Origin of the sequence: Streptomyces sp. NBC_00212, assembly GCF_045206365.1 — a bacterium.
Classification (GTDB): domain Bacteria; phylum Actinomycetota; class Actinomycetes; order Streptomycetales; family Streptomycetaceae; genus Streptomyces.
Map to the genome: position 1 here is coordinate 8,472,591 of NZ_CP108115.1, position 14,875 is coordinate 8,487,465.

15 protein-coding genes and 1 tRNA gene are annotated in these 14,875 nt (G+C 68.6%); 10 read left to right on the forward strand and 6 right to left on the reverse strand.

Annotated elements, in window-relative coordinates:
- Positions 1 to 38: 38 nt before the first annotated feature.
- From OHA17_RS38795 to OHA17_RS38810, 4 genes are all read right to left on the reverse strand, one after another.
- The gene (locus OHA17_RS38795) at positions 39 to 548 is read right to left on the reverse strand and encodes an RICIN domain-containing protein (RefSeq protein ID WP_406510454.1); all 510 of its coding nucleotides are present in this window, start codon (positions 546 to 548) and stop codon (positions 39 to 41) included.
- A gap of 225 nt (positions 549 to 773) precedes the next feature.
- Entirely contained in the window at positions 774 to 1,133 is a 360-nt protein-coding gene (locus OHA17_RS38800) for a hypothetical protein (RefSeq protein ID WP_406510455.1), read from the reverse strand.
- 54 nt (positions 1,134 to 1,187) lie between these two features.
- Positions 1,188 to 1,460 carry a hypothetical protein gene (locus tag OHA17_RS38805; protein WP_406510456.1) on the reverse strand — a complete coding sequence of 91 codons (273 nt, stop codon included), beginning with the start codon at positions 1,458 to 1,460 and terminating at the stop codon, positions 1,188 to 1,190.
- Positions 1,461 to 2,004: 544 nt separating this feature from the next.
- A complete protein-coding gene (locus OHA17_RS38810; protein ID WP_406510457.1) occupies positions 2,005 to 2,844 on the reverse strand; it encodes a helix-turn-helix domain-containing protein in 840 nt (279 codons plus the stop codon).
- A gap of 1,131 nt (positions 2,845 to 3,975) precedes the next feature.
- Between OHA17_RS38810 and OHA17_RS38815 the strand changes: the two genes are divergently transcribed.
- The 8 genes from OHA17_RS38815 (at position 3,976) to OHA17_RS38850 (ending at position 10,988) form a co-directional block, all read left to right on the forward strand.
- A complete protein-coding gene (locus tag OHA17_RS38815) occupies positions 3,976 to 4,737 on the forward strand; it encodes a DeoR/GlpR family DNA-binding transcription regulator (RefSeq protein WP_406510458.1) in 762 nt (253 codons plus the stop codon).
- An 82-nt stretch (positions 4,738 to 4,819) separates the two neighbouring features.
- The gene (locus tag OHA17_RS38820; protein ID WP_406510459.1) at positions 4,820 to 6,181 is read left to right on the forward strand and encodes an ABC transporter substrate-binding protein; all 1,362 of its coding nucleotides are present in this window, start codon (positions 4,820 to 4,822) and stop codon (positions 6,179 to 6,181) included.
- Between the two features lies 1 nt (position 6,182).
- Positions 6,183 to 7,139 carry a carbohydrate ABC transporter permease gene (locus OHA17_RS38825; RefSeq protein ID WP_406510460.1) on the forward strand — a complete coding sequence of 319 codons (957 nt, stop codon included), beginning with the start codon at positions 6,183 to 6,185 and terminating at the stop codon, positions 7,137 to 7,139.
- Positions 7,136 to 7,963, forward strand: a complete 828-nt coding sequence (locus tag OHA17_RS38830) for a carbohydrate ABC transporter permease (protein WP_406510461.1) — start codon at positions 7,136 to 7,138, stop codon at positions 7,961 to 7,963. The genes OHA17_RS38825 and OHA17_RS38830 overlap by 4 nt, the downstream gene beginning before the upstream one ends.
- The gene (locus tag OHA17_RS38835) at positions 7,960 to 8,949 is read left to right on the forward strand and encodes a zinc-dependent alcohol dehydrogenase family protein (protein WP_406510462.1); all 990 of its coding nucleotides are present in this window, start codon (positions 7,960 to 7,962) and stop codon (positions 8,947 to 8,949) included. The genes OHA17_RS38830 and OHA17_RS38835 overlap by 4 nt, the downstream gene beginning before the upstream one ends.
- A complete protein-coding gene (locus OHA17_RS38840; RefSeq protein ID WP_406510463.1) occupies positions 8,946 to 9,941 on the forward strand; it encodes a carbohydrate kinase in 996 nt (331 codons plus the stop codon). Before OHA17_RS38835 ends, OHA17_RS38840 begins: the two co-directional genes overlap by 4 nt.
- A gap of 78 nt (positions 9,942 to 10,019) precedes the next feature.
- Positions 10,020 to 10,439 carry a winged helix-turn-helix domain-containing protein gene (locus OHA17_RS38845; protein WP_406510464.1) on the forward strand — a complete coding sequence of 140 codons (420 nt, stop codon included), beginning with the start codon at positions 10,020 to 10,022 and terminating at the stop codon, positions 10,437 to 10,439.
- Between the two features lie 360 nt (positions 10,440 to 10,799).
- Complete coding sequence (locus tag OHA17_RS38850) at positions 10,800 to 10,988, forward strand: hypothetical protein (RefSeq protein WP_406510465.1); 189 nt, start codon at positions 10,800 to 10,802, stop codon at positions 10,986 to 10,988.
- Between the two features lie 214 nt (positions 10,989 to 11,202).
- Here the strand turns inward: OHA17_RS38850 and OHA17_RS38855 are convergent, their stop codons facing one another.
- Positions 11,203 to 11,607, reverse strand: coding sequence for an STAS domain-containing protein (locus tag OHA17_RS38855; protein ID WP_406510466.1), 405 nt, complete (start codon positions 11,605 to 11,607; stop codon positions 11,203 to 11,205).
- Positions 11,608 to 12,675: 1,068 nt separating this feature from the next.
- On the opposite strand from OHA17_RS38855, the gene OHA17_RS38860 reads away from it, so the two are divergent.
- Positions 12,676 to 13,080, forward strand: a complete 405-nt coding sequence (locus OHA17_RS38860; RefSeq protein WP_406510467.1) for a carboxymuconolactone decarboxylase family protein — start codon at positions 12,676 to 12,678, stop codon at positions 13,078 to 13,080.
- 56 nt (positions 13,081 to 13,136) lie between these two features.
- Positions 13,137 to 13,210, forward strand: a tRNA-Met gene (locus tag OHA17_RS38865).
- On the opposite strand, the gene OHA17_RS38870 is transcribed toward OHA17_RS38865, so the two are convergent.
- Positions 13,192 to 14,802 carry an ISAs1 family transposase gene (locus OHA17_RS38870; protein ID WP_406510468.1) on the reverse strand — a complete coding sequence of 537 codons (1,611 nt, stop codon included), beginning with the start codon at positions 14,800 to 14,802 and terminating at the stop codon, positions 13,192 to 13,194. The two genes, OHA17_RS38865 and OHA17_RS38870, sit on opposite strands and share 19 nt — an antisense overlap.
- Between the last annotated feature and the right edge of the window lie 73 nt (positions 14,803 to 14,875).

The following is a 14,875-nucleotide window of genomic DNA, read 5'->3' on the forward strand; positions in this document are numbered from 1 at the left end:
GGGGCCGGGAGTCTGCCCGGCCCCGATGGGACGGGTGATCACTGCTGGTGCCACCTGTCGTACTGGTCAGAGGGATCGCAGGGAGTCGTCTGCACAAGGGTGCCGTTGCGCACACTGGGCGTCGACAGGCAGAACCCGCTCGATACGTTCTGCCACACCTGGTACCAGCCCGAGGGCGGCCCGTTGGGGTTGTCCGCGAAGAACACGCGCCACTGCTGGGCGGTCGCGGCGGCGTTACAGAACCCCACCCCGACTGTCCCCGACCCCGCAGCGGGAGCGGTGATGCACCGCCCCGTGTGCTGGTTGGTGAAGGTGAACAGACCGGTCTGGGTGTTGAACCCCTCAAGCCACTTCTGTTCGGAGCCGCCGGTGCACGACCACATCTGGAGCCTGGCGTCGTTCTCGGTGGCGTTGTCGAGACAGTGGCTGGAGTTCCAGACATTGATCGGACTGAAGCCTGCGGCCTGCGCAGGCGCGCCGGCCAGGGCGATGGCCAGGATCGCCAGCACCGCCGTGACGAACGCGAACAATCTGCGTCGGATGGACATGGAGCCTCTCCGGATGCGTCGTTGGAAGATCAGCGAGTGAAACTGCTGCTCATCGATCCTGGGGCACGAAGTCCCAGGTGCCCGGGGGATCGCATGCGCGAAATCCGCTTTCCTGGGTTCCGCCCTCAGCTTGGTGACGCCGGGGTGAGGTGTCGAGCTGTCTTCCGGCCAGCCGACCGATGCACCGTGCACATGGGTCCGTACGACGCTGTGGGGCGGAGCCATTCATGGCCAGGCGCTTCCGTCGAACTGCGGGCCCAGCACGACCTGGGCCCAGCGGGAGGGGCCGGGGCCGGGATCGCTGACACAGAACCAGAGGGTGCAGGTGCCCGTGGGGTCCTGGAGGGCGGTGAACTCGCCGGCACGGCCGTTCCGAGGGAGTTCGGGCCCGGGATTGCGTCGGCGGCTTGACCCTCGGAACGCTGATAGGTCAGGGCGGAAGTCCTCGCGCGGAGGGGCGAACACATCGATGAGCGTGTGCGGTCCTGCTCCCACGGCGCGGATGGTGTGGACGACGGTCGGCGGGATCAGTGTCATCGAGGGGCTGTTGACCTGGACGTGCGTGGCGTCGCGCCACTCACTCATCCGAGCGGTCCAAGGGACCCTGAGGTGGTGGGCGTAGCGCCCGGTGAGGGTCACCTACATCTGCTCGAAGTCCTGGTGGGAATGGGGCGAGAGCCGTTCGGTGTCGCGCGGCCCCTCGTGCACCGGAAACCAGTTCACCATCAGCGACGCCGTACGGAAGATCCGGCCGAGGCGCCCTTCTCCGTCGGGTACGTCACGCAGGCGATGGATCCGGATCACGTCCTGGCCGGACTCGGTGGTCTCCGGCAGCGGTGCGGCTCGCAGGTCGGCCCCGGCGCCGTGGTTGACGGCCCGTTTCATCTGCTCGTCGCAGTGGGCCGTGAACACCCGCGCCACCGTCGTCGCCGACCCGCACGCACCGTGCTCGTGCCGGCCGGTACGACGACGAGCGCCGCCTCGGACACCGACACAGGTGGGTGCCCGACCGCCGTGCTCCACCTCCTCCACGGCGTCGTCCTGGACGAGCAGTACGTACCTGTCGGGCAGTTGGTGCTCCGTGAGACGGTCACCCGGTGCGAGCTCGGCGACTCGACCCGTATCCCGGAGGGCGGCTGGCCGTCGTGCTTGGCACGTGGCCGGAACTGTCCGTGCCCGTCCACCAGGAAGTGCTGCACCAGGATCGTTCGGAGCACCTGGGCCTGCGGCGAAACGGCGCCGCAGGGAATCGGGCGTCAAGTTGTTGAAGCAGCTCGCGGGCGTCGGCGCCCACCTGCTTGAGCCGGGCTGCTGGGCTGGCCACCGCCACCGCCGTCGGGGGAACCTCGCGAGGGCCCCGCAGAACCGCAGGGAATTGCAGCGGCACTTGCGACCGCGCTCGCGTAGCGCCCCTGTTCTGCGATCTGCTCACCCACGCCCAGCTCAACGGGGAGTGTCACGTCGGCTGGGATCGCTGCCGGTACTGGAGGGGTGAGCAGCCCAGGTGTTTTTTGAAGACGCGGGCGAAGTTTCCCGGGTTGGGGAAGCCGCAGCGGCTGCCGACCTGGGATATGAGTTCGTTGCTCGTGGTGAGGAGGCGGCACGCGGTGTCGACACGTAATTCGGTCAGGTACTGGACGGGCGTTTTTCCCGTGGCGGCGGCGAATTGGCGTACGAAGTGGTAGCGGCTGAGTAAGGCTTCCTTGGCCATGTCTTCGAGGGTGATGTGCGATGCCAGGTGCTCGTGCATGTAGTCGGTCACCGCGAGCAGTCGTTCCGGGTTGAGGCCCGGGGTGTCCGACCGTAGGTCGTGGTGCGGGTGGAGCAGATGGGCGGTCAGGTAGTGGGCCGCTCTGAACGCGTAGTGTTCGCCCACCCCGGCGTCGTGGGCACGCAGTAGACCGGGGGCCATGGCCGCGGCTACGGGGTCGAAAACCCGCGGAGTCTCCAGGGCCGAAAGGTCACGAACGGCGACTTCCGGATGTTCGTCCGCGTAGTACCGAAAGTGCTGTGTAGGCAGTGCGATAAAGGCAATCTCGACGCGTTGCTTCACTGACGGTGGCCGCCGAAGCCGCACCGCGCTCTTGCCGACGAGGCGAGAGGTGTCTCCGGAGACGAGTGTGGTCTGATGCCAGCCCGAACCGTCCAGGTATTCCACCTGGCATAAGCCATGCAGAGGAGCCACGATGGTGAACCAGTCCTGGGGTGGCTGGTATGTCATACGCCCCTGATCGGGAATGAATCGCCTCTCGATGGTCAGCGAATTCCACAGCGGGACGCCACGAGGGTCGGCCATGTCCGTGTCACCTTTCTGGTAGGTACTGCTTGGGCGCCCGCCGCCTCAGAGCCTTCTTGAAGTCCGGTTGAGCGGGGGAAGTCGCTGGTCCTGCCAAGTCGACTGTGCTGGCGGAATGTTGAGAGTTGTCGTTGGTCGATCGGCTGATCGATGCCCGGACCCATACCGCCGTCGCGGCGCACGGTCGACGGCTTCCAACACGGGACGGCCAGGGTTGAGGATCGCCGCCAGCGGAAGGTGACTGTCTGGGGGGCATTGCATGATGGTCCGTCAAACACGCGTGAGGCCAGGGTTGTTGAGGCCACTCCGTAAAGCTCGTATTGCGTAGTGGGTGTGGGATTTGACCGCCGGCCTCCTCGGCGGCGACTGGCGCCGTGCCGAAGACATCCTCCAGGAGACTGCGATATGCGCCTGGCAGTACGCCGCCGAACTCGACACCGCGGCGGAGGCACTGCGCCCCTGGATCCGAGTGGTGAAGCGGAGCAGCATGGACCCGTGTCGCTCATGGAGGGCTCGTAGGAACTCCTTGTCGGGTTCGATGCAACGGGCGTCAGGGTGGATCGCTAACTCGGGCATGTCGTCGCCTCCGGACAGTCCAGCCGTCAGATATCGCTCGGAACCGACAGGGCTCGCCGGTCGCGTAGAGCGATGGGAGAAGTTGTAAGGCCGAACGCGCAAACCGAACGGGCCCGTTCGACTACGCATCGGAACCGACTCTGTCCGTTTCCCTGCGGCCGACAAGGCCGACGACTTGCCCGGATGCTGCCCATGGGTCTGGTACCGGTGTCCGAATGGCACCTGCGGAGGCCCGTTTCCGACCCGGTTGCCTCCCGATCACCGCCCGATCCGGGCCCGGAGGCGGACGTCGGGGGAGTAGGCCCAGTTCTCTCCGGCCGTCACGGTCCACCGCCCGGTTCGGCGCCTGATTCGCCGCCGGCGGGCACCCGTTCGCCCTTCGATCGCCAACTGTCGCCACTTGGCCTGCGATTGGACCGTCGGGTAAACGGGCAGATCCGGGCGGGCTGTGGTCTGGAACGGGCCGGTCCCCTTGAGTGCTGCGGCGGTATAAATTCTGGCGGGTCCATTCGGGCTTCGGATGCCCGAACGGGCTGTGAAGGGCAGGTAGTTGAGATGGGTTCGGAGGAGCGGCACCACAGGCTGCTGACTCTGGTGCGCCGGGAGGGCCGGGTGGAGGTCGCGGTGGTGGCGGCGGACTTCGGGGTGGCGCCGGAGACCATCCGGCGGGACCTGAGCGAGCTGGAGCGCCGGGGCCTCGTGCGGCGCACTCACGGTGGCGCCTATCCGGTGGAGGGCGCGGGGTTCGAGACGAACCTCGCCCAGAGGGTGACCCTGCACGTCGAGAACAAGCGCCGTATAGCCGCTGAGGGGGTGAAGTGGCTCGGTGGGGCGGAGACGGTGTTCGTGGACGAGGGTTACACCCCCCAGATCCTTGCCTCGCTCCTGCCCACAGACCGGCCGCTGACTGTGATCACCGCCTCGCTGTCGACGGCTGCCGCCGTCGCCGAGTCGGCGAACACCACGGTGCTGCTGCTCGGCGGCCGGGTCCGCGCCCGGACCCTGGCCAGTGTGGGTGCGTGGGCCTGCTCGATGCTGTCGGGTTTCGTCATCGACCTCGCCTACCTCGGGTCCAATGGCATCTCGCGTGAGTTCGGGCTGACCACGCCCGATCCGGCCGTGGCCGACGTCAAGGCCAAGGCTCTGGCGGTCTCCCGGCGGCGCGTCTTCATGGGGCACCACGGCAAGTTCGGCGCCAGCAGCTTCTGCCGGTTCGCCGAGATCTCCGACTTCGAAACGATCATCACCGACACCGGCCTGTCCACCGCCGAGGCCCACCGCTACTCCCTGCTCGGCCCGCAGGTCATCCGGGTCTGACCCGGGACGCCGCGTTCTGGCATACCGGAGCACGAGAGCCGCCCCGGGCTGCCCTTGGCATGCCCGCAGCATTAGGGAAGGAATGATCTACGTGAGGAAGAACGGGCACATCGTTCGCGCAGGGACCGTAGCCCTCTGTGGCGCGCTGCTCGCCGCGTGTTCCGGCGCGGGCGGGGCGGGCGGGGGCTCCGGCGCCCACTCCATCAACGTCCTTATGGTCAACAACCCGCAGATGGCGGACCTCCAGAAGCTGACGGCCGACCACTTCACCAAGTCCACCGGCATCACCGTCAACTTCACGGTGCTGCCCGAGAACGATGTACGAGACAAGATCAGTCAGGACTTCGCGAGCCAGGCCGGCCAGTACGACATCGCCACCATCAGCAACTACGAGACACCGATCTACGCCAAGAACGGCTGGCTCGCCCCGCTCACCGACCGGGCGAAGGCCGACAGCGCCTTCGGCCAGGGCGACATTCTGCCCGCCATCCAGGAATCCCTGACCGCGTCGGGGCAGCTCTACGCCGAGCCGTTCTACGGCGAATCCTCCTTCCTCATGTACCGCAAGGACGTCTTCGCCGCGAAGCAGCTCACGATGCCGGACCACCCCACCTGGCAGCAGGTGGCCGACCTCGCGGCGAAGGCGGACGGGGCGCAGCCCGGCATGAAGGGCATCTGCCTGCGCGGACAGCCCGGCTGGGGCGAGGTGGTGGCGCCGGTCACCACCGTCGTCAACACCATGGGTGGCACCTGGTTCGAGAAGGACTGGACGGCGAAGGTCGACAGCCCCGAGTTCACCGAGGCCGTCACCTTCTACGTGAACCTGGTCCGCTCCCATGGCGAGGCGGGCGCCCCGCAGGCCGGGTTCACCGAGTGCCTGAACGACATGACCCAGGGCAAGGTCGCCATGTGGTACGACGCCACGTCCGCAGCCGGGGCCCTGGAGGCCACCGGCTCACCCGTCGCCGGAAAGATCGGCTACGTGCCCGCGCCGGTCGAGAAGACCAAGAGTTCGGGATGGCTCTACACCTGGGCCTGGGGCGTCCAGAAGGCGAGCAAGAACCAGGACGACGCCTGGAAGTTCATCTCCTGGGCCTCCGGCAAGGACTACGAGAACCTCGTCGGCACCCAGCTCGGCTGGTCCAAGGTCCCCGCGGGCAAGCGCACGTCGACCTACGGCAACCCCAAGTACGTCGCCGCCGCATCGGCGTTCGCCTCTGCCACCAAGGACGCGCTGACCGCCGTCGACCCGGGCAACCCGGGCGTGCAGCCCCGGCCCGCGCCCGGCATTCAGTTCGTGGGCATCCCCGAGTTCACCGACCTCGGCACCCAGGTCTCCCAGCAGATCAGCGCCGCGATCGCCGGAAAGACCAGCGTCGCCGACGCCCTCAAGGCGGGTCAGGCCCGCGCCGAAGCGGTCGCCGACAAGCACAAGGGACAGTGACATGACCGCCGCGCCCCTCGCCCGACCCGCCCGCCGCGTCCGGCTGCCCGCCTCCCGCGCCACCCCCGGGCCGCGCGGCACCTGGGCCCGCCGCGCACCCCTGCTGCCCGCCCTGGTGTTCCTCGTCGTGGTCACCCAACTCCCCTTCGTGGGAACCCTGGTGATCTCGTTCATGCGCTGGAACGCCCTCGAACCCGACCGGCGCGGCTTCGGCGGACTCGCCAACTACAAGGCAGCCTTCACCGACCCCGACCTGCGCTCCTCGCTGGTGACCACAGTGGTCCTGACCGCGGCCGTCGTCCTGGTCAGCCTGCTCCTCGGACTCGGCCTCGCCCTGCTCCTGGACCGCCGATTCCGGGGACGGGGCGTCGTGCGCACCATGCTCATCGCGCCGTTCCTGGTCGTTCCGGTGGCCTCCGCGCTGCTGTGGAAGCACGCCCTCTACAACGCCTCGTACGGGTTCATCAACGGCTCGCTGACCTGGCTGTGGCAGCTCTGCGGCAGCCACAGCGCTCCGCAGCCCGACTGGATGTCAGCGATCCCCCTCATCGCCGTCGAGGCGTCGCTGATCTGGCAGTGGACCCCGTTCATGATGCTGATCCTGCTCGCCGGGCTGCAGAGCCGCCCGCCGGACATCGTCGAGGCGGCCCGGGTCGACGGGGCGACCACCTGGCAGGTCTTCCGCCACCTCACCTTTCCGCACCTGCGCCGCTACGTGGAACTCGCCGCCCTGCTCGGCAGCATCTACGTCGTCCAGAACTTCGACGCCGTCTTCACCCTGACCTCCGGCGGCCTCGGCACCGCCAACCTGCCCTACACCGTCTACGAGACCTTCTACCAGGCGCACGACTACGGCCAGGCCTCGGCCGAAGGCGTCATCGTCGTCGCCTGCACCATGCTCATCGCCACCTTCGCGCTGCGCACGGTCTCGTCCCTGTTCAAGGAGGAGGCACTGTGACCGCGCTCGTCCGCCGCGGCATCTGGGGATTCCTCGCCTGGTTCTGCGGGCTGTTCTTCTTCCTGCCGTTCGCCTGGATGGTGCTCACCTCGTTCCACGGGGAGGCCGACGCGGCGACCAACCCGCCGAGCGTCGGCGCCGCACTGACCCTCCAGGGCTACCGAGAGTTCTTCGGTACCAGCACGGGCGTCAGCCCGTGGCCGCCGCTCATCAACTCCCTCACAGCAAGCGTCACTTCGACCCTGCTCGTACTCGCACTGGCCACCCCCGCGGCCTACGCCCTGTCCATCAAGCCGGTCCGCAAATGGACCGACGTCCTGTTCTTCTTCCTCTCGACGAAGATGCTGCCTGCCGTCGCGGGCCTGCTCCCCGTCTACCTGATCGCCAAGAACGCCGGAATGCTCGACAACATCTGGCTCCTGGTCATCCTCTACACCTCGATGAACCTCCCGATCGCGGTGTGGATGATGCGCTCCTTCCTGGCCGAGGTCCCCGTCGAGATCCTGGAGGCCGCCTCCATCGACGGCGCCGGACTGCCCACCGTCCTGGTCCGCATCGTCGCCCCGGTGGCTGCCCCCGGCATCGCCGCCACCGCTCTGATCTCCTTCATCTTCAGCTGGAACGAGCTCCTGTTCGCCCGGGTGCTCACCGGCGTCGTGGCCGGCACCGCACCCGTCTTCCTCACCGGTTTCGTCACCAGCCAGGGCCTGTTCCTGGCCAAGGTGTGCGCCGCCGCCGTCTGTGTCTCCCTGCCGGTCCTGGTCGCCGGCTTCGCCGCCCAGGACAAGCTCGTCCAGGGCCTGTCCCTTGGAGCAGTCAAGTGAAAGCAGCCGTCATCAGCTCGCCCGGAGTCGTGTCGGTCGAGACGGTCGACGATCCGGCACCGGGGCCCCGGGAGGTGGTGGTCCACGTCGCCGCGTGCGGTCTGTGCGGCACCGATCTCCACATACTCCAGGGCGAGTTCGCCCCCAGCCTGCCGATCGTGCCGGGCCACGAGTTCGCCGGAGAGGTCGTCGCGCTGGGAGCCGAGGTGGACACGCTCTCCCTCGGCGACCGGGTCGCCGTCGACCCCTCCCTGTACTGCAACGAGTGTCACTACTGCCGGATCGGCCGCAACAACCTGTGCGAGCGGTACGCGGCGATCGGCGTCACCACCGGGGGAGCGGCCGCCGAGTTCGCCCTGGCCCCCGCGGCGAACTGCGTCCGCCTGCCCGACCACGTACGGACCGAGGACGCCGCCCTCATCGAACCCCTGTCGTGCGCCGTACGCGGCTACGACGTGCTGCGCTCCCCGATGGCCTCCCACATCCTGATCTACGGCTCCGGCACCATGGGCCTGATGATGCTGGAGCTCGCCAAACGCACCGGCGCCGCCACCGTCGACGTCCTGGACATCAACCCCCAACGGCTCGCGACAGCACGGGAGTTGGGCTGTACGAACGCCGCGGCGGCAGCCGACGAGATCGAGCGGCCGCGCGGTTGGGACGTCGTCATCGACGCCACCGGCAGCGAACGGGCCATCCAGGACGCCCTCGGCAGGGTCGCGCGCGGCGGCACCTACCTCCAGTTCGGGGTGGCCGACTACGCGGCGCGGGCCACCATCGAGCCGTACCGCATCTACAACCAGGAGATCACCATCACCGGATCCATGGCCGTACTGCACAGCTACGAGAGAGCGGCCGACCTCTTCGCGGCGGGTGTCCTGGACTCCGAGATCTTCATCAGCGACCGGCGCCCGCTGACGGACTACGCCGCCGCACTCGCCCAGTTCCAGGCGGGCGTCGGCCGCAAGATCCTGGTGACGCCGTGACGGCCGGCGCACCTCCGCTGCTGGTCATCGGCGAAGCCCTCACCGACGTCATCGTGAAGCCCACAGGTACCCGCAGGTCGCGTCCGGGCGGCAGCCCCGCCAACGTGGCCCTCGGGCTCGCCCGGCTCGGCCACCCCGTACGCCTCGCCACCCGCATCGGGCACGATGCGCCCGGACAGCAGATCTCCGACCATCTCCGGGGCGGCGGAGTCGAGTTGACAGCCGGATCCGTCACCGCTGCCCCGACCTCAAGCGCGGTCGCCCGACTCGACGCCCAGGGATCGGCGACGTACGACTTCGACTTGAGCTGGGACCCGGATCCCCGGGCCCTGGACCCGGTGACCCCAGGTCTCCCGTCCCACCTCCATACGGGCTCCCTCGCCACCTCCTTGGCCCCCGGAGCGAGCCTCGCCGTCGCCGCCGTCGAGAAGCTCCGAGGCACGGCGACCGTGTCGTACGACCCGAATCCGCGCCCCGCGCTCCTGTCCGCCCCCGAGCGGGAGCGTCCCCGTGTCGAGCGCATGGTCATGCTGAGCGATGTGGTGAAGGCCAGCGCGGAGGACCTGCGTTGGCTCCATCCGGGTGGGGATCCCTTTCAGGCGGCTGCCCGCTGGGCACGCATGGGGCCGTCGCTGGTCGTCGTCACCCTCGGGGAGGAAGGAGCGTGGGCCTTCTGGCGGCACGGCGACTGCCGGTTGCCGCCGAGGCGGATTGACCGTGTCGTCGACACGGTGGGAGCGGGGGACGCCTTCATGGCGGGACTGCTCAGCGGACTGCTGCGCACGGGGCTCCTGGCTTCGGGCGGCGGGGGAGTGGCGGACGCGGAGGGCGCCCGCCGTGCCCTGCACGCCGCGACGCTCTCCTCGCACCTCGTGGAACACCTCGCCGCAGCGCTGTCCTTCGCCGCCCGGGTGGCGGCGGTCACGTGCACGCGGCAGGGCGCGGACCCGCCGACGCTCACTGAACTGGAGAGGGATAGCAGGGACGCATGAGGAGGGCCCGGAATTGGCCCGGTAGCCGGAAGAACAGGGCGCGAGTCAGGACACTGTTTTCTCGGAGGGGACATCATCATGCAGGACAGTTGTCTGAGGGTGGAGACTCTCGGACCACTCCGTGCCTATGCCGGAAGGCGGGAGCTCGTCCTCGGTCCGCCGAAGCAACGCGCGGTGTTCGGAGTTCTCGCACTGAGTACGAACAGTGTGGTCTCGCGTGATGATCTGATCGACCGCATCTGGGGCGAGTCGCCGCCGGCCACCGCCGCCGGCAGCCTGCACACCTATGTGTCCGGACTGCGCCGGGCCCTGGCCGGACTGGGGGATCCGTTACCCAGCTCGGGATCGGGCTACGCACTCCGACTCGATCCCGGGCAGCTCGACATCAGGGCGGTCGAGCGGCTGGCGGCACGAGCCCGGACCAGCCGGACCGAGCAGGACCTGTCCACCGCCGTCACCGCATTCGACGAGGCGCTGGCCTGCTGGCGGCCGGGCTGACGACTACCGCCTGGTGGTGCAGTCCTACCCGGCTCCGCTGCCCCCGGGCACCGCCTACCGATACAGCGAGTCACGCTTCACGCGGTACAGCAACGGCGGCTGCCCGTTCTGCGACGAGGACACGAACTGGGCCCGTCAGGCCCTCGTGGGCGGTATGAGCCGCGCGATCGAGGCGGCCGCGGACTCGGTGCGGGTCAAATTCCTCGACATCAGCGACGCGTTCGCCGGTCATGAACTGTGCAACGAAGCCTCCGCTCAAGCCACCGAAGCCAACTCTTCGAGCAATCCCCTCACCTCCCAAGCCGCGGAGTGGGTCCCCTGGGTCCCCTACCTCCCCGCCCCCCCCGGGCCCTCAACGGGGTGCCCCAACGAGACATCCAGGAAGCCGTCCATCCGAACGCCTTCGGCCAGCTGGCGCTTGGCACATGCCTGACCAAGGTCAGCAAACGGACAGACCTGCTGAACAACACCGCCACCGTGTTCACCTGCGTCAACGACGGCCACAAAGGCAAGGACGGCATGACTGTCACGGAAATGGGATTCTCCTGATCGACTAGTCAGACGTCGCCGTACCGCATCCAGCCACCCCGTTGATCGACTGGGAGCACTGCAGAGAGCGACAGCCGAACAAGGCCGGGCCTGTGGGTAGCTCTGGGGTGCGGGCGGCTGGGCCTGGGGCTCGCCGGACAGGCCGGTGACCGGGCGCTGGCCACAGGGGTGTGCTCGCCCTCCGCGGGAGGGGGATGAGCGCCCCTTGAACGCGTCAGTCCTCATCGTGCGGTTCGCGCGCGATGGCTTCCTCCACCGTGGCGGCCGGGCGAAGAATCGTGTTCAGCCCTGTTGCTTGCAGTAGCTGCAGGTGCCACGGGTGTGTGCAGATCAATCCGATGGTGCCGCCGGTGTGCAGGGCTCGGCGGCGGGCGCGGCAGATCAAGGCGAGGGTTGTGCAGTCGAGGAAGTGGGCGGGCCGCAGGTCAACGATCACGCGGGCACCCGCGGTTGAGGTGGCTGCGTCCAGTTGTTCCCGGACCGCGGGAGCTGAGCACAGGTCGAGCTCGCCGTGGAGCTCGACCACGGTGTATCCGTCGAGGGTGTGGGTGTGGGTGTGCGCGCTTTCCTGTGCTGTCGGGACGTGTTCTTCGCGTGTGGGTTGGGTTTCGTGCGTCATGGCAGTTCCCCGGTTGAACGGGCCCCGCGTGGACGGGGTGTGGCTGGCTCAGGCAGCCACCGGGGTCTGGAGTGACACCTGCCCACGGTAGGGAGGCATTTGGGTGCAGAAACGTGCAGGCAGTCGCTGGTTCATCCGTGTGAGCGGTGCCGTCTCCAGCAGCCCGCGCGGCCCCGCCCCTGCCCGATAGGGTCATCGGCCAGCGCAATCAGGGGCGGGCACGACCACCACCATCTCCCCGCCGGTCGACAACTGGTGGCCGTGGCCCTCGATCATGGGGCACTCATGCGGCGGGAGTTGCCAGGTGCCTCCAGGCGAGACCGATGAGCTCCTGCCGGCAACCCAGGGCCGAGCGGGACGCCGTTGGGAGTGGCGTAGTCGGCCAGCAGGAGGCCCAGGCGGCCGCTCCTCCACACAGGAACCATGCTTGGGATCTGGGTCGTAATCGCCTCCATGGCGGGGCCTGGTGGTGAACGGCTGTTACCAGGATCGATTACATGGCCGAAAGCCACGGGGCAAGGTTCCGGCGTCGGCGTATCCGGCCTACGCTGCCCGCAGAGCGGTGCAGTCCACCCACTGGCAGTGCTGGGGGTGGTGACTGCGCACTTGCTGCTCTCCCAGACCCCGAGGCGGCACCGACACCCGGACAGACAGGCCAGCTGGAGCCGCAGCATCGACTCCGCGGCTCCAGCCCATGCCCGTCCGGTGACTTCAGGGCGGGGATTCCCGCATCCCCGCTGCCGGAAGGGCGCCTCGCGCGGGGGACGTTGGAGGGGAGCTCACCGTTCCCCGCGCGGATGAGGCCGCCGCTCCTTCAGCCAAGGGCGGCGGCCGTCCCGGGCACTCGCACCCAGCATCCCACCGCGAGGCTCAACACGAGCAGTGCTCGCGGCCCCAAAGCACAACCTTGGAGGTGGTCGGCGGTCACTCCAGGGCAGCAGTCTTCAACCAAGGGCCCGCTCTGGCCCGGGGCGGCCGTCGTCAGAAGGCACGCTTCTCCTCGGCCCACCCGTGGGGGCCGTTCCGAGTTACCCTCGGGCCCCCGGGGCCGATGCGAAGGGCAGCAGGATGGCCGACCAGGACGAAGAGCGGGACTACGCCGCCGCACTCGACACCGCCGAGCGCCTGCTCGGCATGCGGCTGGAGCGGTTCCTCCAACCCGGCGTGGGCGAGCCCGCCAACGGGGCGGACTTCAAGCGCCTCGCCACGGTGCACACCTTCGGCGACGCGTGGCCGCGCACCGACGTCCTGGACACCCGCACCCGAGCCCTCCTGTCGGTGACGATCGCGGCGACGCTCGGCACCCTGGAACCGCTGCGCGGCCAACTCCGCATCGCGCTCAACAACGGGGTGACTCGGGAGGAGATCGTCGAGGCGTTCATCCACATCGAGGCCTACGCCGGAGCCGCCCGCGCCTTCGAGGGCGATCAGGTGGCCCTGCAGGTCTTCGAGGAGAAGGCGAAGGATGCGTAGAGCGAGCCCGAGTGGTCAGGGCTTCGCCGCAGGTGGCGTAGGGTTGGGTTCACCGACGCGGGGTGGAGCAGCTCGGTAGCTCGCTGGGCTCATAACCCAGAGGTCGCAGGTTCAAATCCTGTCCCCGCTACTGCTGAAGAGGCCCGGATCCATATGGATCCGGGCCTCTTTGCACCAGAACTGCCCGAGGGCGAGGTCCTCCGGTACAGACGATCCCTTCTGGCGGCAGCCGGGCCTGTCGCGGTGTTGCTCAGTGCCAGGGCGGCAGCGGTCTTCGTCATCTCCGACGTCGTCCTCGGCGGGGTGGAGGAAGTCGTTGAGCCGGATCGGGGTCTGCAAGGCGGGCCGCTCCAAGCCGACGGGCAGGGGGCCGAGTTCGGCGGTGAAGTGGGTCGGGTCGGTGGCTTCGGAGAGGCCGGCGGTGGTACTCGAACCAGGGGGTCTCGTCCTCGCGGAACGTGCGGTCCCGGACGTGGTGCAGGAGGTTCTCGATGCTCCAGTGGCTTCTGATCCAGGTGGCGATCTCGGTGCAGGTGTGTCGAAGACGCTCAGGCTGGTGATCAGGTAGACGTGCTCGACGGTCAGCTTCCCGGTGCTCAAGTCGCGTTGCCACCGTACGACTTGGATCGCCTGGCGGGCGCCGGGGTGGTCGAGGTGGCTGAACGCGGTGACCTTGAGCCGGCGGATCTCGTCGCGTTGGTGGGCATGGTCGCGGGTGCGGTGCCCGAGCGGGATGTCCCGCCAGGGCAGTTTCCCGACCTGGGCGTACAGGCCTGGATGGTTCTTCTTCACGACGGCCACGTAGTGCGCACCGCGACTGATCGGATAGGCCCCGTGGTCGTGCTGGGTGTGTAGGGCGCCGGCGGTCACCACCGTGTTCTCCAGCCCGAGACCGTCCAGCAACGGCGCGACGGAGGCGATCTCGTTGGTCTTGGAAGCGATCTGGCGCTGGGCCAGGACCACGCCGTGGTGGTCCATCGCCGCCAGCAGCTGGATCGCCGCGGCCGTTGCGCTTCGCGATCCGCGGACCACCTTGCCGTCGACCGCGATCACCCGTCGCGCCGGCCCATTCTCCGTCTCCGGCTCAACCGGGGGTGGCGTTCTGGCCTGCAGATACGCGCTGATCGCCGCGTCCAGCGCGTCACCGTCCACACGCTGCAGCAGGCAGCGCACGGTTGCGGCGTGGGGCACCGGCCGTACACCAGTAAGTGGATCGGCAGCGAAGCCGAGGACGCCCAGCACATGCTGCGGGGCATCCTTAATCCACTCGCTGATCGCGATGAGCGAGCGAGCCCCGGTCAGCACCGCCGAGACGACTGCACACAGCAACGCGAGGGCCGGATGCCGAAGTGCTCCGACGCTCAAGTAGGTGATGTCGCCGACGTACTTCGTGTTCGCCTCCGCCGCGGTGAAGTCGCGGCCGATCAGGTCCGGGAACTTCGCCGCGGCCGTATCGGAGACGGTGGTGCGGTGCCGGCGCCGCAGGCGGACTCCTTCGATCCCGATGGCCCGCATGATCCTCGCGACCCGCTTGTGATTGACCACCAGGCCGTCCTCGTCGCGGAGTTCGGCGGTGATCCTCGGAGCGCCGTAGGCGCCGTCGGAGTCCTGGTGGGCCTTGCGTATCCGGGTCGCGAGCTCGGCATCGGCAGCCTGGCGGGCCGCGCGGGTCGCAGCGGTGCGGCGCCAGTAGTAGAAGCTTGAGCGGGCGATCCCCAGCAACGAGCACAACCGCGTGACGCCGGACCGGCGCTGGTGATCTTCAACGAACTGGCAGCGGTTCACCAGCGCGTCT

What these genes read in the sequence shown, in the direction of transcription:
- OHA17_RS38815 (WP_406510458.1), top strand. Translation starts at nt 3,976, where the DNA reads ATGGGTTCGGAGGAGCGGCACCACAGGCTGCTGACTCTGGTGCGCCGG.
- OHA17_RS38800 (WP_406510455.1), bottom strand. Translation starts at nt 1,133, where the DNA reads ATGAGTGAGTGGCGCGACGCCACGCACGTCCAGGTCAACAGCCCCTCG.
- OHA17_RS38855 (WP_406510466.1), bottom strand. Translation starts at nt 11,607, where the DNA reads ATGACGCACGAAACCCAACCCACACGCGAAGAACACGTCCCGACAGCA.
- OHA17_RS38810 (WP_406510457.1), bottom strand. Translation starts at nt 2,844, where the DNA reads ATGGCCGACCCTCGTGGCGTCCCGCTGTGGAATTCGCTGACCATCGAG.
- OHA17_RS38820 (WP_406510459.1), top strand. Translation starts at nt 4,820, where the DNA reads ATGATCTACGTGAGGAAGAACGGGCACATCGTTCGCGCAGGGACCGTA.
- OHA17_RS38825 (WP_406510460.1), top strand. Translation starts at nt 6,183, where the DNA reads ATGACCGCCGCGCCCCTCGCCCGACCCGCCCGCCGCGTCCGGCTGCCC.
- OHA17_RS38795 (WP_406510454.1), bottom strand. Translation starts at nt 548, where the DNA reads ATGTCCATCCGACGCAGATTGTTCGCGTTCGTCACGGCGGTGCTGGCG.
- OHA17_RS38860 (WP_406510467.1), top strand. Translation starts at nt 12,676, where the DNA reads ATGGCCGACCAGGACGAAGAGCGGGACTACGCCGCCGCACTCGACACC.
- OHA17_RS38845 (WP_406510464.1), top strand. Translation starts at nt 10,020, where the DNA reads ATGCAGGACAGTTGTCTGAGGGTGGAGACTCTCGGACCACTCCGTGCC.